The organism is Aquamicrobium sp. YD-1-mutant5 (genome assembly GCF_059509755.1).
In genome coordinates this window covers 22,840-46,469 of record NZ_JCAKKP010000009.1, presented here as the reverse complement: position 1 = coordinate 46,469, position 23,630 = coordinate 22,840, and the positions used below count along the sequence as shown (strand labels likewise).

Annotated in this window: 25 protein-coding genes; 18 read left to right on the top strand and 7 right to left on the bottom strand. The window is 62.9% G+C overall.

The genetic code is table 11. The features are described from left to right. The first annotated feature begins 64 nt into the window (after positions 1 to 64). The 6 genes from dxs (at position 65) to AC5XE7_RS13540 (ending at position 5,479) form a co-directional block, all read left to right on the top strand. The gene (gene dxs, locus AC5XE7_RS13565; RefSeq protein WP_495366442.1) at positions 65 to 1,993 is read left to right on the top strand and encodes a 1-deoxy-D-xylulose-5-phosphate synthase; all 1,929 of its coding nucleotides are present in this window, start codon (positions 65 to 67) and stop codon (positions 1,991 to 1,993) included. Between the two features lie 211 nt (positions 1,994 to 2,204). Then, a complete protein-coding gene (locus AC5XE7_RS13560) occupies positions 2,205 to 2,483 on the top strand; it encodes a hypothetical protein (protein ID WP_495366441.1) in 279 nt (92 codons plus the stop codon). Positions 2,484 to 2,524: 41 nt separating this feature from the next. Then, positions 2,525 to 3,289 (top strand): TlyA family RNA methyltransferase, encoded by a 765-nt coding sequence (locus AC5XE7_RS13555; RefSeq protein ID WP_495366440.1) that lies wholly within the window; start codon positions 2,525 to 2,527, stop codon positions 3,287 to 3,289. After that, entirely contained in the window at positions 3,286 to 4,527 is a 1,242-nt protein-coding gene (locus AC5XE7_RS13550) for a class I SAM-dependent RNA methyltransferase (protein ID WP_495366439.1), read from the top strand. Before AC5XE7_RS13555 ends, AC5XE7_RS13550 begins: the two co-directional genes overlap by 4 nt. Before the next feature lie 87 nt (positions 4,528 to 4,614). Beyond that, positions 4,615 to 4,977 (top strand): antitoxin Xre/MbcA/ParS toxin-binding domain-containing protein, encoded by a 363-nt coding sequence (locus AC5XE7_RS13545; protein WP_495366496.1) that lies wholly within the window; start codon positions 4,615 to 4,617, stop codon positions 4,975 to 4,977. Further along, the gene (locus AC5XE7_RS13540) at positions 4,970 to 5,479 is read left to right on the top strand and encodes an RES family NAD+ phosphorylase (protein ID WP_495366438.1); all 510 of its coding nucleotides are present in this window, start codon (positions 4,970 to 4,972) and stop codon (positions 5,477 to 5,479) included. The genes AC5XE7_RS13545 and AC5XE7_RS13540 overlap by 8 nt, the downstream gene beginning before the upstream one ends. A gap of 8 nt (positions 5,480 to 5,487) precedes the next feature. On the opposite strand, the gene blaOXA is transcribed toward AC5XE7_RS13540, so the two are convergent. From blaOXA to AC5XE7_RS13525, 3 genes are all read right to left on the bottom strand, one after another. Then, on the bottom strand, positions 5,488 to 6,309 hold the full coding sequence (gene blaOXA / locus AC5XE7_RS13535) for a class D beta-lactamase (RefSeq protein WP_495366437.1): 822 nt from the start codon (positions 6,307 to 6,309) through the stop codon (positions 5,488 to 5,490). After that, positions 6,309 to 7,721, bottom strand: a complete 1,413-nt coding sequence (gene tldD / locus AC5XE7_RS13530) for a metalloprotease TldD (protein WP_495366436.1) — start codon at positions 7,719 to 7,721, stop codon at positions 6,309 to 6,311. The genes blaOXA and tldD overlap by 1 nt, the downstream gene beginning before the upstream one ends. Positions 7,722 to 7,800: 79 nt before the next feature. Further along, the gene (locus tag AC5XE7_RS13525; protein ID WP_183828221.1) at positions 7,801 to 8,325 is read right to left on the bottom strand and encodes an invasion associated locus B family protein; all 525 of its coding nucleotides are present in this window, start codon (positions 8,323 to 8,325) and stop codon (positions 7,801 to 7,803) included. Positions 8,326 to 8,657: 332 nt separating this feature from the next. Between AC5XE7_RS13525 and coxB the strand changes: the two genes are divergently transcribed. The 11 genes from coxB (at position 8,658) to rnhA (ending at position 17,936) form a co-directional block, all read left to right on the top strand. Further along, on the top strand, positions 8,658 to 9,524 hold the full coding sequence (coxB, locus tag AC5XE7_RS13520) for a cytochrome c oxidase subunit II (protein WP_183828224.1): 867 nt from the start codon (positions 8,658 to 8,660) through the stop codon (positions 9,522 to 9,524). Positions 9,525 to 9,561: 37 nt separating this feature from the next. After that, positions 9,562 to 11,208, top strand: a complete 1,647-nt coding sequence (gene ctaD, locus AC5XE7_RS13515) for a cytochrome c oxidase subunit I (RefSeq protein WP_183828226.1) — start codon at positions 9,562 to 9,564, stop codon at positions 11,206 to 11,208. Between the two features lie 74 nt (positions 11,209 to 11,282). After that, a complete protein-coding gene (locus AC5XE7_RS13510) occupies positions 11,283 to 12,224 on the top strand; it encodes a heme o synthase (RefSeq protein WP_495366435.1) in 942 nt (313 codons plus the stop codon). Between the two features lie 5 nt (positions 12,225 to 12,229). Beyond that, a complete protein-coding gene (locus AC5XE7_RS13505) occupies positions 12,230 to 12,388 on the top strand; it encodes a cytochrome c oxidase system small membrane protein (protein WP_183831611.1) in 159 nt (52 codons plus the stop codon). Between the two features lie 8 nt (positions 12,389 to 12,396). Continuing rightward, entirely contained in the window at positions 12,397 to 13,026 is a 630-nt protein-coding gene (locus AC5XE7_RS13500; RefSeq protein ID WP_183828232.1) for a cytochrome c oxidase assembly protein, read from the top strand. A gap of 1 nt (position 13,027) precedes the next feature. Next, positions 13,028 to 13,906: a cytochrome c oxidase subunit 3 gene (locus tag AC5XE7_RS13495; RefSeq protein WP_495366434.1), complete on the top strand. Its 879-nt coding sequence runs from the start codon at positions 13,028 to 13,030 to the stop codon at positions 13,904 to 13,906. 268 nt (positions 13,907 to 14,174) lie between these two features. Further along, positions 14,175 to 14,582 (top strand): DUF983 domain-containing protein, encoded by a 408-nt coding sequence (locus tag AC5XE7_RS13490; RefSeq protein ID WP_495366433.1) that lies wholly within the window; start codon positions 14,175 to 14,177, stop codon positions 14,580 to 14,582. An 8-nt stretch (positions 14,583 to 14,590) separates the two neighbouring features. Continuing rightward, positions 14,591 to 15,343, top strand: coding sequence for an SURF1 family protein (locus AC5XE7_RS13485; protein ID WP_495366495.1), 753 nt, complete (start codon positions 14,591 to 14,593; stop codon positions 15,341 to 15,343). Positions 15,344 to 15,420: 77 nt separating this feature from the next. Then, on the top strand, positions 15,421 to 16,455 hold the full coding sequence (ispH, locus tag AC5XE7_RS13480; protein WP_495366432.1) for a 4-hydroxy-3-methylbut-2-enyl diphosphate reductase: 1,035 nt from the start codon (positions 15,421 to 15,423) through the stop codon (positions 16,453 to 16,455). Positions 16,456 to 16,464: 9 nt separating this feature from the next. After that, positions 16,465 to 17,427 (top strand): homoserine kinase, encoded by a 963-nt coding sequence (locus AC5XE7_RS13475; RefSeq protein WP_495366431.1) that lies wholly within the window; start codon positions 16,465 to 16,467, stop codon positions 17,425 to 17,427. Further along, positions 17,424 to 17,936, top strand: a complete 513-nt coding sequence (gene rnhA, locus AC5XE7_RS13470; protein WP_495366430.1) for a ribonuclease HI — start codon at positions 17,424 to 17,426, stop codon at positions 17,934 to 17,936. Before AC5XE7_RS13475 ends, rnhA begins: the two co-directional genes overlap by 4 nt. A 42-nt stretch (positions 17,937 to 17,978) precedes the next feature. Here the strand turns inward: rnhA and AC5XE7_RS13465 are convergent, their stop codons facing one another. Both AC5XE7_RS13465 and AC5XE7_RS13460 read right to left on the bottom strand, forming a co-directional pair. Then, the gene (locus AC5XE7_RS13465) at positions 17,979 to 18,464 is read right to left on the bottom strand and encodes a peroxiredoxin (RefSeq protein WP_495366429.1); all 486 of its coding nucleotides are present in this window, start codon (positions 18,462 to 18,464) and stop codon (positions 17,979 to 17,981) included. 72 nt (positions 18,465 to 18,536) lie between these two features. Then, positions 18,537 to 19,343, bottom strand: a complete 807-nt coding sequence (locus AC5XE7_RS13460) for a protein-disulfide reductase DsbD domain-containing protein (RefSeq protein ID WP_495366428.1) — start codon at positions 19,341 to 19,343, stop codon at positions 18,537 to 18,539. Between the two features lie 159 nt (positions 19,344 to 19,502). On the opposite strand from AC5XE7_RS13460, the gene AC5XE7_RS13455 reads away from it, so the two are divergent. Next, complete coding sequence (locus tag AC5XE7_RS13455; protein WP_183828255.1) at positions 19,503 to 20,114, top strand: YqgE/AlgH family protein; 612 nt, start codon at positions 19,503 to 19,505, stop codon at positions 20,112 to 20,114. Between the two features lie 18 nt (positions 20,115 to 20,132). Here the strand turns inward: AC5XE7_RS13455 and AC5XE7_RS13450 are convergent, their stop codons facing one another. Both AC5XE7_RS13450 and AC5XE7_RS13445 read right to left on the bottom strand, forming a co-directional pair. Beyond that, on the bottom strand, positions 20,133 to 22,970 hold the full coding sequence (locus AC5XE7_RS13450) for an EAL domain-containing protein (protein WP_495366494.1): 2,838 nt from the start codon (positions 22,968 to 22,970) through the stop codon (positions 20,133 to 20,135). Positions 22,971 to 23,035: 65 nt separating this feature from the next. Then, positions 23,036 to 23,620, bottom strand: a complete 585-nt coding sequence (locus AC5XE7_RS13445; protein ID WP_183828258.1) for a GNAT family N-acetyltransferase — start codon at positions 23,618 to 23,620, stop codon at positions 23,036 to 23,038. Positions 23,621 to 23,630: the final 10 nt, after the last annotated feature.

Genomic DNA, 23,630 nt, shown 5'->3' with positions numbered 1-23,630 from the left:
GTTTACATTTCCGGCCTGCCGGCCTATTCCGGCCGCAGGCTCCAGCTTCGGGAGGACGCCACCGATGAACGCCACGCCCCATACCCAGCCTCTTGAGACGCCGCTTCTCGACAAGGTCCGCATTCCGGCGGATATGCGAACCCTTCCCGAAAGTGCGCTGCCGCAACTGGCCGATGAGTTGCGCCGGGAAACCATCGACGTGGTGTCGCACACGGGCGGTCATCTGGGTGCCGGTCTTGGCGTGATCGAGCTTACCGTGGCGCTGCACTATGTGTTCGATACGCCGGCCGACCGCATCATCTGGGACGTCGGCCATCAGACCTATCCGCACAAGATCCTCACCGGCCGCCGCGACCGCATCCGCACCCTGCGGCAGGAGGGTGGCCTTTCGGGCTTCACCAAGCGCGACGAGAGCGAATACGATCCGTTCGGTGCGGCGCATTCCTCCACGTCCATCTCGGCCGGCCTCGGCATGGCGGTGGCGCGCAATCTCGCCGGCGGGCGCAACAATGTCATCGCCGTCATCGGTGACGGCTCAATGTCGGCCGGCATGGCCTATGAGGCGCTCAACAATGCGGGCGCGCAGGGCTCGCGGCTGATCGTCATCCTCAACGACAACGACATGTCGATCGCCCCGCCCAGCGGCGCGATGAGTTCTTATCTGGCGCGGCTGGCTTCGGGGCGCACCTATCAGGGCGTTCGCGAACTGGGCAAGAAACTGACCGCTTATCTCGGCAAACGCGCCGACCGGGCGATCACCCGGGCAGTGGAACATGCCCGTGGCTACGTCACCGGCGGCACGCTGTTCGAGGAAATGGGCTTCTTCCACATCGGCCCCATCGACGGCCACAATCTGGAGCATCTGGTGCCGGTGCTGAAGAATGTGCGCGACCATGGCGAAGGCCCGGTTCTGATCCATGTGGTGACGCAGAAGGGCAAGGGCTATGCGCCTGCCGAAGCCGCTGCCGACAAGTATCACGGCGTCAACAAATTCGACGTCATCACCGGAGCGCAGGCCAAGGCCCCCGCTAATTCACCGGCCTATACAAGGGTGTTCGCCGAAAGCCTGATCCAGGAAGCGCGGGAGGACGAGAAAATCGTCGCCGTCACTGCCGCCATGCCTTCCGGCACCGGGCTCGATCTGTTCGGCGAGGCGTTTCCTTCGCGCACTTTCGATGTGGGCATCGCCGAGCAACATGCGGTGACCTTTGCGGCAGGCCTCGCCACCGAGGGCTACAGACCCTTTGCGGCGATCTATTCCACCTTCCTCCAGCGCGCCTATGATCAGGTCGTGCATGACGTGGCGATCCAGAAACTGCCGGTGCGCTTTCCCATCGACCGTGCCGGCTTCGTGGGTGCGGACGGGCCGACCCATTGCGGCGCTTTCGACACCACCTTCCTTGCCTCGCTGCCCGGCTTCGTGGTCATGGCCGCCGCCGACGAGGCGGAGCTGAAGCACATGGTGCGCACCGCTGCTGAATATGACGAAGGGCCGATCTCCTTCCGCTATCCGCGCGGCAACGGCATCGGCGTCGATATGCCCGAGCGTGGCGAGGCGCTGGCCATCGGCAAGGGGCGGATCATGCGGCAGGGCACGCGCGTGGCGCTCCTGTCCTTCGGCACGCGGCTGGCCGATTGCCTGCTGGCCGCCGAGGCGCTGGACGCGGCCGGGCTTTCCACCACGGTTGCCGATGCGCGCTTCGCCAAGCCGCTGGACACCGACATGGTGCGCCGGCTGGCGCGCGAGCACGAGATTCTGCTGACGGTGGAGGAGGGCGCCATCGGCGGTTTCGCCACCCAGGTGCTGCACTTCCTTGCCCATGAAGGGTTGCTGGACGGCGGCCTGAAGGTACGGCCGCTTGTGCTGCCGGACGAGTTCACCGATCACGGCAAGCCGGAGAAGATGTATGCGGAGGCCGGGCTGGACAGCGCCGGCATCGTCGGGACCGTGTTTGCCGCGCTCGGCCATGTCGAAAGCGCCCAGCGCGCCTGAGTGCGCAATGCGGATCTGCGCGAAGGCTTTTTCCGCTTCCGTGGCCGCATTTGCGGCATGGTTGCTGAATCGTTGCATGAGAAACTTGAATCCGCTTCTGTCGGTTTGATCATAACCCTCTGTTTACGCTGGTTTTTGTCTTTTCGCTTACCGTTCCTTTTGGTCGAATCTCAACGTCGCGCTGTTAGCTCTGACCCCGACAAGGGGCGTGATGACAGTGAAAGCGTTTTTCTGCGGACTGGCAGGATTGGTGGCGGCGACGGCGCAAGGTGCTGCCGAGACGCGCATCGACTCCCGCATAGACGAGGCGGCGCGAGAGATCGTGGCCACACGGATGGGAGAACTGCGCGGCAGCTTCGCGCCCGGCCAGCAGCCCGTGCTTGTCCGGCAGCAGGCAGAGCAAAGACAGCGCGAGCCGCTCAGGGTTCTCCAGTATGGCCGCTACGGCGACAACCCGCGCCCGGAGCCGCAAAGCAGGAAGACGCGCTGACGGCGCTTGCGTTCCCGCCCGCCTTTCGTCAATGAAGGCGGATGAAGCCCGAAGCACCTGCCAGCCGGCGGCTGCGTCTCGATGAACTGCTCATCGAGCGCGGCCTGTTCGCCAGCCGATCCCGCGCCCGCGATGCGATCGAGCGCGGAACCGTGCGCGTCGAAGGCGAGGTGGCGGTCAAGCCCGGACGAACGGTTGCAGCGGATGCTGTCCTGGAGATCGACGATCCGGCCCGCGCCTATGTCTCGCGCGCGGCGCTCAAGCTGCTCGCCGGTCTCGATGGCTTCGGTTTTGATCCGGCGGGCTGCACGGCGCTCGACATCGGCGCATCCACGGGTGGCTTTACGCAGGTTCTGCTGGAACGGGGTGCCGCCCACGTCACCGCAATCGATGTCGGACATGGCCAGATGCGCGGGGAGATCGAGGCCGATCCGCGCGTTGCGTCGATAGAAGGCCTGAACGCGCGTGACCTGACCGCCGCCGATCTGGGCGGTCGCATCCCGGACTTCATCGTGTCCGATGTCAGCTTCATCTCGCTGAAGCTCGCCCTGCCGCCGGCGCTGGAACTGGCCGCTCCCGGGGCGAGGGCGGTGCTTCTGGTCAAGCCGCAATTCGAGGCCGGGCGCGAAGCCATCGGCAAGGGCGGACTGCTGAAGAACCCTGATGATGCGGAGCGGGTCGCCGGCGGCTTGCGCGACTGGCTGGATGCTCAGCCGGGCTGGCGGGCGCCCGGCTTGCGTCCGTCGCCGATCGAGGGCGGTGACGGCAACCGCGAATTCCTGCTGGCCGGAGTGAAAGACCGATGAGCGCGCGCTTTACGATCGACAGGCTGGGCGCGCAGGGCGACGGCGTGGCCAATACCGAAAGCGGGCAGGTGTTCATTCCCTTCACGCTGGCCGGGGAGGTGGTGACCGCCGCCCGCGAGCGCGACCGTGCGACGCTGATGGCCGTTCTGGAAAAGTCGCCACTCAGGATCGAGCCTGCCTGTCGTCATTTCGGCGATTGCGGCGGTTGCGCGGTGCAGCATCTGGAGGATGGCGCCTATCGCGCATGGAAACGCGACAAGGTGGTGCATGTGCTGAAGGGCGCGCGCATCGAATGCGAGGTGGACGATCTGGTGCCCTGCGCGCCGCACACGCGCCGCCGGGTTTCGTTCAGTGCCCGGCGCACCGATACGGGCCTCGCTCTGGGGTTCAACCGGCATCTGTCGTCGCAGATCGTGCCGCTTGAGGAATGCCCCGTCGCTGTGCCGCAGATCGTGGGCGCGCTGGATATGCTGCGCGAACTGGGCACGCTGATCTGCGCCACGCCAAAGCCCTTCCACATGACGGTTACCGTCACCGCATCCGGGCTCGACGTGGCGGCTTCCGATTCTGGGCGCATGGGCGAACGCCAGCGCCAGATCGCTTCGAATTTCGTTGTCCATCATGGGCTGGCGCGGCTGTCGGTTGATGGCGAAATCATCATCGAGCCGAAGAAGCCGATGGTGCTGTTCGGCACTGCGGCGGTGCCTGTGCCGCCGGGCTCCTTCCTTCAGGCAACGGAACCGGCCGAGCAGACCATGGCCGATCTGGTTGGCCAGCATCTGGCGCGGGCGAAGAAGGTTGCCGACCTTTTCGCCGGTTGCGGCAGCTTCGCGCTGCGGCTGGCCGCGAAATCGGAGGTGCATGCGGTGGAAGGCGAGGCAGCCGCCCTTGCCGCGCTGGATCGCGGCTTCCGTTTTGCAACGGGGCTGAAGCGCGTGACCTCCGAAAAGCGCGACCTGTTCCGCCGTCCGCTTACCTTCAAGGAACTCAACGCCTTTGACGGTCTGGTGTTCGATCCGCCACGCGCCGGGGCGGAGGACCAGTGCCGCCAGATCGCGCGCTCCGACGTGCCGCTGGTGGCTGCCGTGTCGTGCAATCCCGTCACCTTCGCGCGCGATCTCGCCATCCTGCTTGCCGGCGGCTATCGCCTGAAGAAGGTCACGCCGATCGACCAGTTCCTGTGGTCCCCGCATGTCGAGGCGGTGGCGCTGCTGGAAAAGCCGAAGAAGCGGCGGTAAAAGCGCTGCGCTTGAATTGAGCGCCGATTGCGCCTATTTTGAACGGCAGATGTTCAAAATATGAAAGGAGGGCGCATCATCACCTCCATGGCCCTTGAAATCAATGCTTCCCGCTTCGGCGAAGGCGGTTCGCCTTTCCTGTCACCGAGGCGGGTGGCCGAACTGCTTGGCGTCACCCTGTCCGAGCTGGCGGCCCTGATCGGCGTCGCCCGCAACACGCTGGCGGCTAAGACCGGCGCGCGCAAGGTCGATGCGGCGCTCAGCCCTGTCGTGCGCATATTGGCGATGGCCGGCGAAATGGCGGGTGACGAACGCCGCGCCGCGATCTGGTTCAAGCACCAGCCCATACCCGGCTGGGCCGGCAAGACGGCTTACGATCTCGTCCGCGAAGGCAAGGCCGACAAGGTTCTCGCCTATTTGGAGGCCGTGCGCTCCGGCGTCTATGCCTGACAGCGCACCGCTTACCCTGTGGCGCGCCTTCGTGCCGCAATGGGCCTATCTGCCGCTGTCGGGTGAAGGTGCGGCCCGGTTCGGCGGGCGCTGGAACCCGGTGGGCGCGCCGACGATCTATGCGGCGCGCGAATTGTCGACGGCCTGGGCCGAATACAATCAGGGTTTTGTCCAGCACCCGGCGCTGATCGCCCGGCTCGAACTGAGCGGCGCACGGCTCGCCGATCTCACCGAAGACGAGACGCTGGACGCTATCGGCATCTCGCCCGCCATTCACGAATGCGAATGGCGCGACATGATGGATCGCGGCAAGGTGCCCGATACCCACAGGCTGCGGGCAAAATTGCTGCGGCAGGGCTGGGATGGTGTGATCTATCCGTCCTTCATGTCGCCCGGCGGCACATGCGTGGCGCTGTGGCGCTGGAACGGAAACGACGCGCCCGACCTCGCCGTTATAGATCCCGACCACCGGCTGCCGAAATCGTCAGCCTCGTGGATGTAGGTTCGGGCTTACCTGCCCGCCTGCGCGGCGAGCGCGCTCCATTGCGCCAGCAATGCCTCCCGCGCGCGCAGGCCTGCGGAGCGCTTTTCGCGCTTATCATCCTGCACGAGACGCGCGAACACCAGTGTCACGTCGCCCTTGCTCGCCCAGCCGACATACCAGCCCCACATCCGCGCCCGATCGAAGGTGTCGTCGGTCTTCCGGGGATAGGCTGATCCCGTCTTTCCGGAAATCCGCCAGCCATCGGAGGTTTCACTGCTTTCGACGATCGCCATGGTCTTTGCCGTGGCGTCGCGCGATATCGGCAATTGCCGGGTGATCAGCCTGCGCAGGAAAACTGTCTGCTCCACAGGAGAGATGGTCAGCGAGGACGAAATCCAGGCGCGCTCCAGTGCGTTGTTCTTTCCGGCATCTCCTGAAAAATCGGCATTGCCGTAGGCGAAGCTCCGTCCGTAGCCGCGCAGCTTCTCCAAGCCGAGCTCACGCGTGATCTGCTGCGAGTACCAGACGACCGAATGGCGCATCCATGCGGCGGGGTCTGTTGGCCTGCGCCATGCATCGCCGCCCCAGTCCGGATAGCCTTGGCGGAAGGGCAGCACCGGATTGGCCGCGTCCCGCAGAAATCCGGAATCATAGCCCATTGCCGCCAGCGCAATCTTGAAGGTGGAGGCGGGCGTCACCCGGTCTTCGCACCGGCCTTCGTTCACCAGCACGCTGCCTGTGTGGGCATCGGCGATCACCGTGCAGACAACTGCCGCTCGTGCCGGAAGAACGGAAAGGGCCGTCAACACGGCCCCAAGCGCGACTGCGAACGCCTTCAGGCCGCTCATCAGACCTGCGTGCCGCCAACCGTCATCTGGTTCATGCGCAGATGCGGCTGGCCGACGCCGACCGGCACCCACTGGCCGGCCTTGCCGCAATTGCCGATGCCGGTGTCGAGCCTGGTGTCGTTGCCGACCATGGAGACGCGATGCATGGCATCCGGCCCGTTGCCGATGAGCATGGCGCCCTTGATCGGACGCGTTACCTTGCCATCCTCGATCATGTAGGCCTCGGTGCAGCCGAACACGAATTTGCCGGAGGTGATGTCGACCTGACCGCCACCGAAGGACACGGCGTAGACGCCCTTCTTCACCGAAGCGATGATCTCCTCGGGCGTCTTGTCGCCGGACATCATGAAGGTGTTGGTCATGCGTGGCATGGGGCGGTGGGCATAGCCTTCACGGCGTCCGTTGCCGGTCGCCTTCATGCCCATCAGCCGCGCGTTCTGCCTGTCCTGCATGTAGCCGACGAGTTTGCCGTCCTCGATGAGTACGTTGTGGGCGCTCGGCGTGCCCTCGTCATCGACGGTGATCGAGCCCCTTCGCTCAGCGATGGTGCCGTCATCGACGACGGTGACACCCCTGGCGGCGACCTGTTGCCCCATCAGCCCCGCGAACGCGGACGTCTTCTTGCGGTTGAAGTCGCCTTCGAGACCGTGGCCCACCGCTTCATGCAGCATCACGCCCGGCCAGCCATTGGCCAGCACGATGTCGAAAGTGCCGGCCGGAGCCGGAACCGCTTCGAGATTGACGAGCGCCTGCCTGAGCGCCTCGCTTGCCGCATATTTCCAGTTGTCTTCCGTCAGGAACTCGCCGAAGGCCTTGCGCCCGCCTGCTCCATAGGAGCCGCTTTCCTGGCGGTCGCCGTCACCGACGACCACCGAGACGTTCATCCGCACCATGGGCCGGATGTCGCGCACCACCTGTCCGTCGCCGCGCAGGATCTCCACATGCTGCCACGAGGATGCGAGCGAGGCAGTGACCTGCCGCACGCGCGGATCCGCATTGCGCAGCCATGCGTCGATCTCCTGCAGCAGCTTCGCCTTGGCGTCGAAGCCGGGCGAGGGGATCGGGTTGTCATCGGAATAGAGGTGGCGGTTGGTGCGCGCAGGCGCGTCGGCCAGCGTTCCCGCATGTCCGCTTTTGACGGTCGCAACGGCATCGGAGGCGCGCAGCAGGGCGGCATGGGACAGTTCGCTGGAATGCGCGTAGCCGGTCGCCTCGCCGGCCACCGCGCGCAGGCCGAAGCCGCGGTCGGTGTTGAAGCTGGCCGTCTTGAGCCGGCCATTGTCGAAGAGCAGGGCTTCGCTTTCGCTGCTTTCGAGGAAAAGCTCGCCATCGTCAGCGCCGTTGAGCGTATCGGCCACCAGAGTGCGGATGCGCTCTTCGGAAATGTCGAACTCGGAAAGCAGGCTGGTCATGGCGCATCCTCGGATCAGGGTCTGCACGCCATGTAGGCGTACACGACCCGTTCGGCAATGCGAAGCTGACGCGGGCTCGTCAGGGCAGGGCGGCGAAGCCGTCCGCGAAGCCCTTGAGGTCGACGGGAATGCCGATGCCCTCTTCCGGCGTCTGGAAGATGATGAAGGTGGCCGCCATGCCTGCTTTCAGCGTATCGAGCAACTGCTTTTCCAGAATCACCTCAGCGTAGCAACCATCCTGGAAGCAACGCACGAAATAGGCCCGGCCAATATCCTTGCCATCGACATTGAGGCCCAGGCCGTTTGGCAGCAGAACGCCCAGAGGCGCCAGCACGCGCAGAATCTCGGCCTTGTTGTCGGCGGTGCGCAGCACCACCACGGAAAGACCCATCTCCGGCCTGTCCTCGGCAACGACGTTCTGCATCATCACGCACTGCTCGGTCGTGGCACCCGCTGGCGTGTCGCAGATCACGGACCATGCGCCATGCGTGGAACGCACGCTGCCGCTTTGCTGCGCCAGGGCTGTGCCCGATGCGGATATCGCCCCCAGAGAGGCGGCGAGAAGGGTGACCTTCGCCAAGGTTCCCGAAACCCAAGACTTCATGACGGCTCCACTGCGAATCGCCTCACTTTAAGCCGCACATGGGCCAAGCGGAAGGATGCGAACGCGCCCAATCGCCTCCGACTGCGGCAATAATACGGTTTTTCACTTCTATTTTGCGCGTCGTGGCGGCTTTCAGCAATAATTGCCCGTTTCATGGCAGGGTCGCGGCTTTTGTGACGCGCGCAAAAATGCCGCATGGATGAGCCGGGTCCTTCCTTGCGGAGGGAAACAGAGTATGGTTTGAACCAGCATCGACTGTCCGGGATTCCCGTTCCGGCATCAATTGGATTATTCTCGCGGCACATGCGCGAGCAAGGGAGAAGAATAGGGCGATGAAAAGATCCATTGCAGGGGGATTGTGTGCTGCCGCCGCACTGCTTTCCGCAGCGTCCGCCTGGGCGGCGCAGCCGGTAGACTGGGAATACAGGTTCCAGCCAGCCGCGACCGACATCATGCACCAGATCACATGGTTCGAGGGTTACACGCTGGCCTTCATCATACCGGTCACGCTTCTCGTTCTCGTGCTGCTCGCCTATTGCATCCTGAAGTTCCGCGCCAGCAGGAACCCGGTGCCGTCACGCACCAGCCACAACACCGCCATCGAGGTGATCTGGACCGTCGGTCCGGTCGTGCTGCTGCTGATGCTGGCCGTTCCTTCCTTTCAGCTTCTGACCAACCAGTACTCTCCACCGGAAGAAGCCAAGCTTACCATCAAGGCGACGGCCAACCAGTGGAACTGGGACTACGAGTATCAGGACAACGAAGGGCCTTCATTCAACTCGGCCATGTTACACGAGGGGGATCGGGCTGCTGCCGGCAAGGAAGACAAGTCGGTCTATCCGCGCCTGCTCGCTGTCGATAACGAGATGGTGGTGCCGTCCAATACCGTGGTTCGCGTGCTTGTCACCGCCTCCGACGTCATCCACGCCTTCGCTGTGCCGTCATTCGGCGTGAAGAGCGATGCTGTGCCCGGCCGTCTGAGCGAGGTCTGGTTCAAGGTCGAGAAGGAAGGCTTCTACTACGGCCAGTGTTCCGAGCTTTGCGGCAAGGATCACGCCTTCATGCCGATCGCCGTCCGTGTCGTTTCTCCGGACCAGTATGAAAGCTGGCTGGCGGCCGCCAAGAGCGATCTGCCCGCCGCGAACAAAGCGCTGACCGCGCAGATTGAGGCTGCCAGCAAGCTGGCCGCCGCGAATTGAGCCCGCAACCCAGGTATACAAGGTAACGGAGCCGGAAATGGCAGAAGCTGCAACACATGACGATCACCACGCGCCGCGTGGCTGGGTTCGCTGGGTCTACTCGACCAATCACAAAGACATCGGAACCCTCTACCTGATCTTCGCGATCATGTCGGGCATTCTCGGCGGCGTCATGTCGATCATGATGCGCTGGGAGCTGGCGGAGCCGGGTATCCAGATTTTCCATGGTCTTGCGTCCATGGTTTATGGGGTCGAGGGTGATGCGGCTCTTGATGCCGGCAAGCACATGTTCAATGTGTTCACCACCATGCATGCCCTGATCATGATCTTCTTCATGGTCATGCCTGCCCTGATCGGCGGTTTCGCCAACTGGATGATCCCGATCATGATCGGTGCGCCGGATATGGCGTTCCCGCGCATGAACAACATCTCCTTCTGGCTTCTGCCTCCGGCACTCATCCTGCTGCTGATCTCGTTCTTTGTGCCGAGCGCACCGGGTGCTCACGGCATCGGCGGCGGCTGGACCATGTATCCGCCGTTCTCGACGTCCGGTCAGCCGGGCCCGGCCATGGATTTCGCCATCCTGTCGGTTCACATCGCCGGTGTGTCGTCGATCCTCGGAGCCATCAACTTCATCACCACCATCTTCAACATGCGCGCACCTGGCATGACCATGCACAAGATGCCGCTGTTTGCGTGGTCGGTGCTGATCACGGCGTTCCTGCTGCTGCTGTCGCTCCCGGTTCTGGCCGGCGGCATCACCATGCTGCTGACCGACCGCAACTTCGACACGGCCTTCTTCTCGCCTGAAGGTGGCGGTGACCCGATCCTGTTCCAGCATCTGTTCTGGTTCTTCGGGCATCCGGAAGTGTACATTCTGATCCTGCCGGGCTTCGGCATCGTCAGCCACATCGTGTCGACCTTCTCGCGCAAGCCGGTGTTCGGTTATCTCGGCATGGCCTACGCCATGGTCGCGATCGGTGCCGTCGGCTTCGTCGTGTGGGCGCACCACATGTTCACCTCGGGCATCTCGCTGAATGCCCAGCGCTACTTCACCTTCGCCACGATGGTGATCGCGGTTCCGACCGGCATCAAGATCTTCTCGTGGATCGCGACGATGTGGGGTGGCTCGATCACCTTCCGCACGCCGATGCTGTGGGCGATCGGCTTCATCTTCCTGTTCACCGTTGGCGGCGTCACCGGTGTGCAGCTGGCAAATGCCGGTCTCGACCGCATGTATCACGACACCTACTACGTGGTGGCGCACTTCCATTACGTGCTGTCGCTGGGTGCCGTGTTTGCCATCTTCGCTGCCTGGTACTACTGGTTCCCGAAGATGACGGGGTACATGTACTCCGAGACGATCGCCAACACCCACTTCTGGGTCACCTTCGTGGGCGTGAACATCGTGTTCTTCCCGCAGCATTTCCTCGGACTGGCCGGCATGCCGCGCCGCTACATCGACTACCCCGATGCTTATGCCGGCTGGAACATGGTTTCCTCCTACGGCTCCTACATCGCCGGTATCGGTGTGCTGATTTTCCTCTACGGTATCTTCGATGCCTTCCAGAGGAAGCGCGTGGCCGGTGCCAATCCGTGGGGCGAGGGCGCCACGACGCTGGAATGGCAGCTGCCGTCGCCGCCGCCTTACCACCAGTGGGAACAGTTGCCCCGTATCCGCTGATACGGACTTTGATGCGAACCGCCGGCCCCGGCCGGCGGTTTGGCCACACGGAATGATCGGACGTTTGAGTACGCATGGCCCTGATTGACGACAGATGCATTGATGAAGCGCCGCTGCGCATGTCGGAAGCGACGCCGGGCGACTATATCGCGCTCTTGAAGCCGCGCGTTATGTCGCTGGTGGTGTTTACGGCTGTGGTGGGGCTTGTCGCCGCACCGGGGACGATGAACCCGCTTCTCGCCCTCATCGCCATTCTGGCTATAGCCATTGGCGCGGGCGCGTCCGGCGCGCTCAACATGTGGTACGATGCCGACATCGACAAGGTGATGAGCCGCACGGCCAAGCGGCCGGTTCCGGCGGGCCGCGTCACGCCCGGCGAAGCGCTGGGCTTCGGTCTGGTGCTGTCGGTTCTGTCGGTGATGACGCTTGGCGTCCTCGTCAACTGGCTCTCGGCTTCGCTGCTGGCCTTCACCATTTTCTTCTATGCCGTCATCTACACGATGTGGCTGAAGCGCTGGACGCCGCAGAACATCGTCATCGGCGGTGCCGCCGGCTCCTTCCCGCCCATGATCGGCTGGGCAGCCGCCACTGGAAATATCAGCCTGGAAAGCGTTATCCTGTTTCTGATCATCTTCCTGTGGACGCCGCCGCATTTCTGGGCGCTGGCGCTCTTCAAGTCGGGTGATTACGAGCGCGCCGGCATCCCGATGATGCCGAATGTTGCCGGCCCGGCTTCGACCCGCCGCCAGATATTCGCCTATGCCCTGTTGCTGGCGCCTGTCGGCGTCGCACCGTGGCTGCTTGGCTACACGACCCTGTTCTATGGCGTCATATCGCTGGTGCTGGGCGCGGGCTTCGTATGGTATTCCTGGAAAGTTCTGGGCATGTCGGATGATGACAAGACCATGGTTCCGGCCAAGAAGCTGTTTGGTTTCTCGCTGGTCTATCTGTTTGTCATCTTCGCTGCCTATATGGGCGACCGCTTTGTCGTCTGGCTTGGCGGCATGGGAGCATGAGCACCATGGATAAGCTTGAAACCGTCGATCTGACCGAACAGCAGAAGAAGGCCCGGCGTTTGCGATCCGTCGCCATCGGGCTGGCCTTGGTGGCACTCGTCATCATATTCTATGTTGCGACGCTGGCGAAGTTTGGCCCGGCGGTCCTGAACCGGCCTATGTGAGACGAAGGATGAGCAATACCCCAGCCACGGATGAGGCCAGGCAGAAGAGCAACCGCAAGGTTGCTGCGCTCTGCGTCGCCTTCTTTTGCGGCATGGTCGGCATGGCTTATGCGGCCGTTCCGCTCTACACGCTGTTTTGTCAGGTCACCGGATATGGCGGAACCACGCAGCGCGTGACCCAGTATTCCGACCGGGTGCTCGATCGTGACATCACGATCCGCTTCGATGCCAATACGGCCGGCGGCGTTCCGTGGAAGTTCGCGCCTGTCGACCGCTCTATCACGGTCAAGATCGGTGAAACGGCGCAGGCCCATTATACCGCCACCAACATGGCGGCCCGGCCGACGGGCGGACGCGCCACCTTCAACGTGACGCCTGAGACGGCAGGCGCCTATTTCAACAAGGTGGAATGCTTCTGCTTCACCGACACCACGCTTGCCGCTGGCGAGACGATGGACATGCCGGTGATCTTCTTCGTCGATCCGGACATCGTGGATGTGCCGGAGCTCAAGAATGTGAAGACCATTACCTTGTCCTACACCATGTTCCCGATCGACAAGGAGGCACCGGCGACAACCGGTTCGATCGATCGGAGCACTGTAACAACTACGAACACCGAAGCAGATGTCGGGGGCTGATATGGCTGAAGCGCACGCAAAACAACATGATTATCATATCCTCGATCCGAGCCCGTGGCCGGTTCTCGGTTCGCTCGGCGCACTGGTCATGTGCATCGGCGGCGTCTTCTGGATGCAGTATCTGAAGGGCAACGAGTTCCCCGTCTTCGGCATCAACATGGCTTCGCCGTGGCTGTTCTGGATCGGCGTGCTGATCGTTCTCTACACCATGTATGGCTGGTGGTCGGACACGGTTAAGGAGGCCCATGAGGGCCACCATACCCGCGTCGTCTCCCTTCATCTGCGGTACGGCATGATCATGTTCATCGCCTCCGAGGTGATGTTCTTCGTCGCATGGTTCTGGGTATTCTTCGATGCCAGCCTTTTCCCCGGCGAAGTGGCGCAATATGCCCGCAACGAATATACCGGCGGTATCTGGCCGCCGAAGGGCATCGAGGTTCTCGACCCCTTCTATCTGCCGCTCTACAACACGATCATCCTGCTTCTGTCGGGTACGACGCTGACGTGGGCTCACCACGCCATGCTGCACAACGACCGCAAGGGGCTGATCAATGGTCTGGCGATCACTGTTGCTCTCGGCGTCCTGTTCAGCTTCGTGCAGGCCTACGAGTATGTGCACGCTCCGTTCAACTTCAAGGACTCCATCTACGGCGCCACTTTCTTCATGGCGACCGGGTTCCATGGCTTCCACGTTTTTGTCGGAACGATCTTCCTGACCATCTGCTTGATCCGCGCCATTCGTGGCGACTTCACGCCCAAGCAGCATTTCGGTCTTGAGGCGGCTGCATGGTACTGGCACTTCGTGGACGTGGTGTGGCTGTTCCTCTATGCCACGATCTATGTCTGGGCTTCGGTCGGTGCCGACATCGCCGTGCATTGAGGCCAGGTGAATGCAATGAATTTCAGGGCGGCCGCGGCAACGTGGCCGCCCTGTCTCTTTTTGGAAGACGAGCACGGGCTGGCTCACAATAAAGCTGCCTGCATGGCTGGCGGGCAGATGCAGGACGTCGATGGCATGCGCCGGTGAAATGCTTTGAGCCGTGCCGGGATTTTCAGAAATGCTACCTGCGCTTTAAGTTCTTGTTTTCACGCATGTCGTGGTCCCGAAACGGTTCCCACTTTCGGGCCACATGCTGTAAGGTAGGCCGATGACACAGAATGAGAATCCCGCCGCTAGAGATCAGGCACTGTGGGCCCCGGTCGATCCGGTGCGCGCCGGCGTTGCCGGCCGCTGCCCGCGCTGCGGCGAGGGTAAGCTGTTTTCCGGCTTTCTGGCCGTGGGCACGGAATGCACGAATTGCGCTCTCGACTATTCCTATGCGGATGCGGGAGACGGTCCGGCCGTCTTCGTCATCCTCATCATCGGCTTCGTGGTGCTTGGACTGGCGCTGTGGATGGAGGTCAACTACGGCCCTGCACTGTGGGTGCATCTGGTCTTGTGGATACCGCTTGCGCTGATCCTCAGTCTCGGCTCCCTGCGCGTCATCAAGGGCATTCTGCTGACGCTGCAATACCGTAACAAGGCTTTTCAGGGCCGGCTGGACAACGGCGAATGACTTCAGACATGGAGACGGGGACAAAGCCATTGTCCGCCAGGCGCCTGTGGCTCGCCGCCGTGCTGGGGGCCATTGCCATTGCCATTCTTCTGTCGCTTGGAACATGGCAGATGCAGCGCCTCTACTGGAAGGAGGATCTGCTCGCCACCATCGACCACCGCATGCATGCCGAGCCTCTGGCCCTTGCGGAAGCGGAGCGTCTTTTCGCCGAAACCTCCGATGTGGACTATGTGCCGATAACCGCCACCGGCAGCTTCGTGCATGAAGGCGAGCGGCATTTTCTGGCGACATGGAAGGGCCAGTCGGGTTTTTACGTCTACACGCCGCTGAAGCTCGGGGACGGCCGTTTCCTGCTCGTCAACAGGGGGTTCGTCCCCTATTGGCTGAAGGAAGCCTCTTCCCGGTCGGCCGGGCAGGTCGACGGCGTGGTCACGGTCAGGGGGCTTGCCCGCAACCCGCTTTCCGAAAAGCCGTCCAGCATGGTGCCGGACAATGATCTGGCAAAGAACATCTTCTACTGGAAGGACCGTGACGTCATGGCCGCATCGGCGGGCCTGCCTGACGGCTATGCCCTGCTGCCGTTCTTTCTTGATGCCGATTCGTCACCGAACCCAGGCGACTGGCCGGCCGGGGGCGTGACCATCATTTCCCTGCCCAACAATCACCTTCAATATGCCGTGACCTGGTACGGGCTTGCCGCGGCGCTGGCCGGCGTAATGCTGTTCTCTTTTGCGGGACGCAGGCGCAGAACGAAGCGCTGAGCGTCGGGGTGCGGCCCGCTGACCCTTGACAGGACAGGGGTGCTCATCCCATGTCGGGCTGACACGCGAAGGACAAGATGCTGCAAACCTTACCGGCTGATGCCGCACCTGAGACGACCAAGCCGCCGCTGACGCTGCGGCTGTGCCAGCCGCGCGGCTTCTGCGCGGGTGTGGATCGCGCGATCCAGATCGTCGTTCTGGCGATCAAAAAATATGGCGCGCCGGTTTATGTGCGCCACGAGATCGTCCACAACCGCTATGTGGTCGAGGGCCTTCAGAACCTCGGCGCCGTCTTCATCGAGGAACTGGACGAGATTCCGCCGGAGCACAATCAGAGCCCGGTGGTGTTCTCCGCCCATGGCGTTCCGAAGTCCGTTCCGGCCGACGCCACCGAGCGCAATCTGTTCTATCTGGACGCGACCTGCCCACTGGTCTCCAAGGTCCACAAGCAGGCGATCCGGCATTATCGCCATGGCCGTCATGTGCTGCTGATCGGCCATGCGGGGCATCCCGAGGTCATCGGCACGATGGGGCAGTTGCCGGAGGGTGCGGTCACCCTGATCGAGACGGATGAGGATGTGCGCCGCTTCGTGCCGCATGATCCGGAAGCCCTCGGCTTCGTGACGCAGACGACCCTGTCCGTCGAGGACACCGCCCATATTCTCGAAGCCTTGCAGGAACGGTTTCCGGCCATGCAGGCGCCGGCTGCGGAATCCATCTGCTATGCCACCACCAATCGTCAGGAGGCGGTGAAGGAAACGGCTCCGGGCGTCGATCTCTATCTGGTGGTTGGCGCGCCGAATTCGTCGAACTCGCGCCGTCTCGTCGAGGTTGCGGAACGGGCCGGCGCGCGCATGTCGCTTCTGGTCCAGCGCGCCAGCGAGATTCCGTGGAACGACGTCGGCGATATCAAAACGCTTGGTCTGTCTGCCGGCGCGTCGGCACCCGAGATCATCGTCGATGAGATCATCGATGCCTTCAGGGCCCGCTTCGAAGTGACGGTGGATCTTGCCATCACTGCCACGGAGACCGAGGATTTTCCGGTCATGCGCGTTTTGCGCGATGTGGAACTCACCAAGGCCGACATGGCCTTCGTCAACGGCGAACGATAGCAGGCACGCATGGCCGTCTACACCGATGTCACCGAAGGTGAACTGGGCGCGTTCCTGCGCGATTATCCGGTCGGAGAGCTGCTCTCCTACAAGGGCATTGCCGAAGGCACGGAGAATTCGAACTTCCTGCTTCACACCACCGGCGGCTCCTTCATCCTGACTCTCTATGAAAAGCGGGTGGCGACGCACGATCTGCCGTTCTTTCTCGGGCTGATGGATCATCTGGCGGCAAAGGGCCTTTCCTGCCCGCTTCCCGTTCGCCGCGCCGATGGCGAGATGATCGGCACGCTTGCCGGCCGCTCGGCCGCCATCATCACTTTCCTGGAAGGCATGTGGCCGCGCCGCCCCACTGCCGCGCATTGCCGCGAGGTCGGAAAGGCGCTGGCGTCGATGCATCTGGCCGGCGCCGATTTCGACCTATCCCGCGCGAATGCGCTGGGTCCCGACGGCTGGCGCGAGCTTTGGGCGGCCTCGCGCGAGCGCGCCGATGAGGTCGAGCCCGGTCTTGCCGCCGAGGTCGATGCCGATTTCGAGACGTTCGGCCGCGAATGGCCGGCCGATCTGCCCACCGGCATCATTCATGCGGACCTGTTTCCCGACAATGTGTTCTTCCTCGGCAACGAGCTTTCGGGGCTCATCGACTTCTATTTCGCCTGCAACGACCTGCTGGCCTATGATCTTGCCACCTGCCTCAATGCATGGTGCTTCGAGAAGGATTGTTCCTACAACCTCACCAAGGGCACAGCCTTGCTTGCCGGATATGAGAGCGTGCGACCCCTGAGCGCTGCCGAGAAGCAGGCCCTGCCGATGCTGGCGCGTGGATCGGCGCTGCGCTTCATGCTGACGCGGCTCTACGACTGGCTGCATGGGCCGGAAGGCGATCTCGTCGTCAAGCGCGACCCGGCCGAATATATCCGCAAGATGCGCTTTCACCGCGCCATCGTCTCGCCGCAGGAATACGGACTGTCATGAAGTGCATTGAAATCTTCACCGACGGCGCCTGCTCCGGCAATCCGGGGCCGGGGGGCTGGGGCGCGATCCTGCGCTTCAACGGCGTCACGCGCGAACTGTGCGGCGGCGAGGCCCAGACTACCAACAACCGCATGGAACTGATGGCCGCCATCTCGGCGCTGAACGCGCTGAAGGAGCCGTGCGAAGTCGATCTCCATACCGATTCCAGCTATGTGAAGGACGGCATTTCCAGCTGGATGGAAAACTGGAAACGCCGCGGCTGGAAGACTGCCGACAACAAGCCGGTCAAGAATGTCGAGCTGTGGCAGGCGCTGGACGAAGCGCGGCGGCGCCACAAGGTGACGTGGCACTGGGTCAAGGGTCATGCCGGCCATCCCGAGAACGAGCGCGCCGATGAACTGGCCCGCGAGGGCATGGCGCCGTTCAAGAAGGGAACTGCACGACCTTCCGCTTCGGACACGAAAAAACCGGCGCCCGTCAAAGCGCGCCGGTCTTCGCAAAGTTACTGAAAGCCGCTTCGGGAAACCCCGGGCACGCTTGCAGCGCAAAAATCAAAGCTGTTCGAGAATTTTCGCAGCCGCCGTTTCGTCGGCCTGGCTCGGAACCGGCTCGACGTTGAGCGCCGTCACCTTGCAATCGTCGACGATCATGGAAAAGCGCTTCGAGCGCAGGCCGAGGCCGGCACCGCTGAGGTCGATGTCGAGGCCGAGTGCCTTGGCGAAATGGCCGCTGCCGTCTGCCAGATAGGTGATCTTGCCTTCGCCGCCGGTGAACTTTTCCCACGCGCCCATGACGAAGGGATCGTTGACGGCGACCACGGCGACGGTGTCCACGCCGCGGGCGCGGATGGCGTCGTTGTTTTCCAGATAGCCGGGCAGATGATTGTTGTTGCAGGTGGGCGTGAAGGCGCCCGGAACGCCGAACAGCACGACCTTCTTGCCCGCGAAAATATCGGCGGTGGTCAGTTCCTTCACGCCGTCGGCGGTCATCGTCTTGAGGGTGGCTTCAGGCAGCTTGTCGCCAACGGAGATCGTCATTGCAATTCCTCATCATGAACAGGGGAGTGAAATCGATAGCGGACTATGCCGGCCGCCGCAATGACGCTGCGCCTAAGGGTAGGGCAGGAAGCCCGAAACGGCTCCCGCAGAGGAAGTCAGCGTGTAGGGCACGCCTTCTCCGGACGGCTTTTCTGCGGGGCGGGAAAGCACGGGCACTTCAAACTTAAACTTGCCGTCACCGGCTTTCGCGACCGGCGTGCCGAAGGCATAGCCGTCTTCGCCGGCCACGAAAAGCTCGGCCGATTGCGCGGCTTGGGGCAGCGATGCCGTCACCGTCATTGCGGTGCCGTGCGAGCCGGCAAGGCTGGCGCCGAAAGCGGGCGTGGCAGGGCCGGGCAGGGCCGCCTGTGCATTGCGCACCAATGCTTCCTCGATCACCGTATGGGTCGGATTTGCGGCCTCGACAACCAGATCGGCATGGACCGGAACGCAGATCTTCTCGCAGATTCCAACGAGAACCGTTGCCGCAATGCCGCCCGCCGGCAACGCCCTGTCGGCAAGGGTAAAGCTGACGGGAAGCAGCACGGAGCGGTCGTAGCCCGCCCATTCCGAATAGCCGTCATCGTGACGAACCGGGGCGGGGAAGGCCATTTTTGCTTCCCGGATCTGCTCGCCATCGACCGTGATCTGTGGGGGCACGCCGCTGTCGCCGGGATCGCGCCAGTAGGTTTTCCAGCCGGGTTTCAGATCGATCTGCAACACGCCGTTCAATTGCCCGGATGCATCCGGCTGGCCGGCGGTGACCAGCCGGATGCGGCCGCCTTCGCTGTCGTGCCAGCCGGAAGAGCCCGCATATGCGGGCAGGGGAACGACGAAAGCGGCAAGAGACGCGGCAGCAATGGCGGACGTGATGCGCATGGTCTTTGATTTGATATCCAGCTGGTATGCCTGCAAGCTTTTTCGCCATGCCGCGGGCATCATTTTTGCGTGAGCCTTTTCGGGGCGCTGATTTTCAGATCGGTTGGACCATACAAGTCCATCTTTCAACTGTCGCCGAAACACGCTAACTTTCAGGCCATGGATATTCTGTCCGGCAAGAACGCGAATTCGGGGCGCGGCGGTTTCCTCGAGGATCAGTTCCTCATCGCCATGCCTGGCATGAAGGACGACAGGTTCGCGCGCTCCGTCATTTATGTCTGCGCCCACAGCGAAGAGGGCGCCATGGGACTGATCATCAACCAGACCCAGCAAATACTCTTTCCCGACCTTCTTGTGCAGCTTGGCATCATGGAAGAGCAGGAGGCAATCCGCCTGCCGCCGCCGGCGCGCGATCTGGTCATCCGCAACGGCGGCCCTGTCGACCGCAGCCGTGGCTTCGTGCTGCATTCGGGCGACTACCGGGTGGAATCTTCGCTGAGCATTGCAGACAACATCTGCCTGACGGCGACGGTCGACATATTGCGCGCCATCTCCAAGGGGCGCGGCCCGCAGCGGGCGCTGATGGCGCTCGGCTATTCCGGCTGGAGTTCGGGGCAACTTGAAACCGAGATCGCCCAGAACGGCTGGCTGACCTGCCCGGCAACCCCGGAACTGCTTTTTGATGCCGACATCGAAAGCCAGTACGATCGTATTCTTGCGGCGATCGGCATCGACATCGCGCATCTGAGCCCCAACGCCGGCCACGCCTGACTGGCTTCGCTTTTCGGCTCAGGCCTGCGTCAGCGGATATTGCTCCTTGAGCAGGCGGATGACCTGATCGGCCGCTACGGGCGGACCGAACATGAAGCTCTGCACATATTCGCAGCCGATCTGGCGCAACTCCAGCGCGTCGCTCTGATCCGACACGCCTTCGGCAACCACTGACAGTCCCAGTTCATGCGCCATGTTGACCATGGATTTCAGAAGCATGGTGCGCTTGGGCGTGGTGTCGTCGACGAAGCTCTTGTCGATCTTGATCGTGTCGAAGGGGAAGCGGGTCAGATAGGCGAGCGACGAATAGCCGGTGCCGAAATCGTCGAGCGAAAGGCCGATGCCGAGCTGCTTCAGCCTGTTGAGGACATGGGCCGTCTGCTCGGGATTGTCCATGACCAGCGATTCGGTGAGCTCCAGCCGGAAGCAGCGTGCCTTCAGATTGGCGCGTGCGATGATGGAGCGCACATCGCTGACCAGATCGCGGCGGATGAGCTGACGGCTGGAGAGATTGACGGACACGGAGAGCGGCACATCGCCGATCTGCTTCTGCCAGGAAACGAGGTCCTCGGCCGCCTTCTGCATGGCGAACAGGCCGAGCGGCACGATCAGGCCGCAGTTTTCCGCAATCGGAATGAAGTCGGCCGGCGGGATCATGCCGCGGCGCGGATGCTCCCAGCGCATGAGCGCCTCGAAGCCGGCGATACTGTTGTCCTCCAGCCGCACGATCGGCTGGTAGGCAAGCGTCAGTTCCTTGCGCTCGATGGCGCGGCGCAGGTCGGACTCGAATTGCAGCTTGTCGGTGCCGACTGTACGGAAGGAGGGGCGGAACGGCTCGATCCTGTCGCCGCCGAAGCGCTTGGCCTGATGCAGCGCGAGCTCCGCGTCCTTGACCATGTCGCCGGCCGACGACTGGTCGGAGGTCCATGTGATCAGGCCAATGGAGGCGGTCAGCACGATCTCGCGCTTCGCGAAGGTGATGGGTGCGCTGATGGCGTGCTTGATGGCATCGGCGATGGCGGCGATGCGCGCCGGCTCCTGCTCGGAAAGCAGCATCAGCGCGAACTGGTCGCCGGCGAAGCGGGCAAGCGAATCCTGCGGCTTGAGCAGGCGGTGCAGGCGGCGCCCGATGGTGAGCAGGATGGTGTCGCCGGCCGATATGCCGAGCCCGTCATTGACCTGCTTGAAGCGGTCGATGTCGATGACGAAGACGGTCGGGCGCACCTTTTCCTCGGTGCGGGCGATGGAGATGACCGCCTCCAGCCGGTTCATGAACAGCTCGCGGCTCGGCAGGCCGGTGAGATTGTCATGCACGGCGTCGTGCAGCAGGCGTTCTTCTGCCTTCTTCTGCTCGGTGACGTCGATCATGGTGCCGACGCAGCGGATGACTTCGCCGTCCGATCCGATCACCGGGCGCGCGCGCAACGCGAACCAGTGATAGTGGCCGTCGGCGCCGCGCATGCGGAATTGCTGGGCGACGCGCCCGCGCCTGTGCTCCAGAACGATGTCGAGCGTGGTGCGGAAGGTGTCGCGGTCGTCGGCGTGCAGTACCGGCAGCCAGTTGCGGGCCGGTCCGCCAAGGCTGTTGGGGGCGAGGCCAAGCTGTACGCTGATGTCGGGGCGGGTGACGACGCGGTCGCGCAGGACGTCCCAGTCCCAGACGGTGTCGCCGGCGCCCATAACGGCAAGCGCCTGCCTTTCGATGTCGGAGAACAGGCCCTGATGGAGCGCCCCGCCAGCGAAAGCGTGCTGCATGATGGTAAAGCCGATCAGCAGGATGATGAGGATCAGTCCGCCACCCAGCGCCGGCTGGACGATGTCGTTGTCGAGCAGGCCGGTGACCGCCATCCACGATCCCGTCAGCCACAAAAGCACCATCACCCAGCTCGGCACCAGCATGATGGCCCGGTCATAGCCGCGTATACCGAGGAACACGATCAGGCCAAGGCCGACAATCGCCGTGGCGGCGAAGGAGAAGCGCGCGATGCCGGCAGCGATCGGCGGGTCGATGATGGCGATGCCAGCGATCACGGTCAGGCACAGCATCCACACCAGCGCGCCATAGCTGAAATGGCCATGCCAGCGATTCAGGTTGAGGTAGGTGAACAGGAACACCACGAAAGTTGCGGCAAGGCCGATTTCCGTTCCCGCCCGCCATATCTGCTCATTGCCGGGTGACATCTCTATGATCTTGGAAAGGAAGCCGAAATCGACGCAGATATAGGCCAGAACCGCCCAGGAAAGCGCTGCCGTGGCCGGGAACATGGAAGTGCCCTTGACCACGAACAGGATCGTCAGAAACAGGGCCAGAAGCCCGGCGATGCCGATGACGATGCCCCGATAGAGCGTATAGGAATTGATGGAGTCCTTGTAGGCTTCCGGCTCCCACAGATAGACCTGAGGCAGTTTTGGCGAAGCGAGATCAGCCACGAAGGTGACGACCGCGCCGGGATTGAGCGTGACGCGGAAGACATCGGCATCAGGGCTTGCCTGCCGGTCGAGCGCAAAGCCTTCACTGGGGGTAATGGCGGCAATGCGGGTGGAGCCGAGATCGGGCCACAGCAATCCGGAATTCACCAGCCTGAAATGCGGCGCGACGATCAGCCTGTCGATCTGCTCTTCGGTCGTGTTGGCGAGCGCGAAGACGGCCCAGTCGCCGGTGGAGCGGTTGTCGTTTGCCTCGACCTCGATGCGGCGCACGATGCCATCAGGGCCGGGGGCTGTGGAAACCTGAAAATTCTCACCCTGATTGCGGTAGATCTCGACGGCTCCCGACAGGTCGAGGGCCACGTCGTCGCGGGCGATCTTGATCGGCTCGACCGCGTGTGCCGCAGCCATCTGGAAAAACAGGGCCATGGCGGCGAGAAGGGCGGCCAGCAGCGACCTCGCTTTCAGGGATGTCGTCAAAATCAGTCCTTCGTTCACGCAACGGGCGGATCGTCGGCGATCCGGGCATACAAATAATGGTCCTGCCAGACGCCATTGATCCTCAGGTAAGACCTCAGCAGTCCTTCGCGCCGGAATCCGGCTTTTTCAAGCACGCGGATCGAGCGGCTGTTTTCGGGAATACAGGCTGCTTCGATCCGGTGCAATGTCAGCTCGCCAAATGCGAAGCGTGAAAGCGTCTTCACCGCGTCGGTCATCAGCCCCTGGCCGGCATAGGGCTGGCCGATCCAGTAGCCGATCTGCGCGCTTTTGGAGACGCCGTGACGTATGTTGCCAAGCGTTATGCCGCCGACAAGCCGGCCGTGGCCACGCTCGTACATAAAGAAGGCCATGGCCGCACCCTGCGCATAATCACGCCGGTAATGATTGATGCGCAGCCGCCAGGCGGAGCGCTCGAATTCGTCCGGCATCCATCGCGGTTCCCACGGTTCGAGGAAGGCGCGGCTGATGGCGCGAAGCTCTGCCCATTCGCGATAGTCGCTTGCCTGCGGCATGCGCAGCCGTACCTTGTCGCCTTCCAGTTCCGGCGTTTCGCGGCGGATGAACGGAAGGGAGAACACGGCTGCGGAA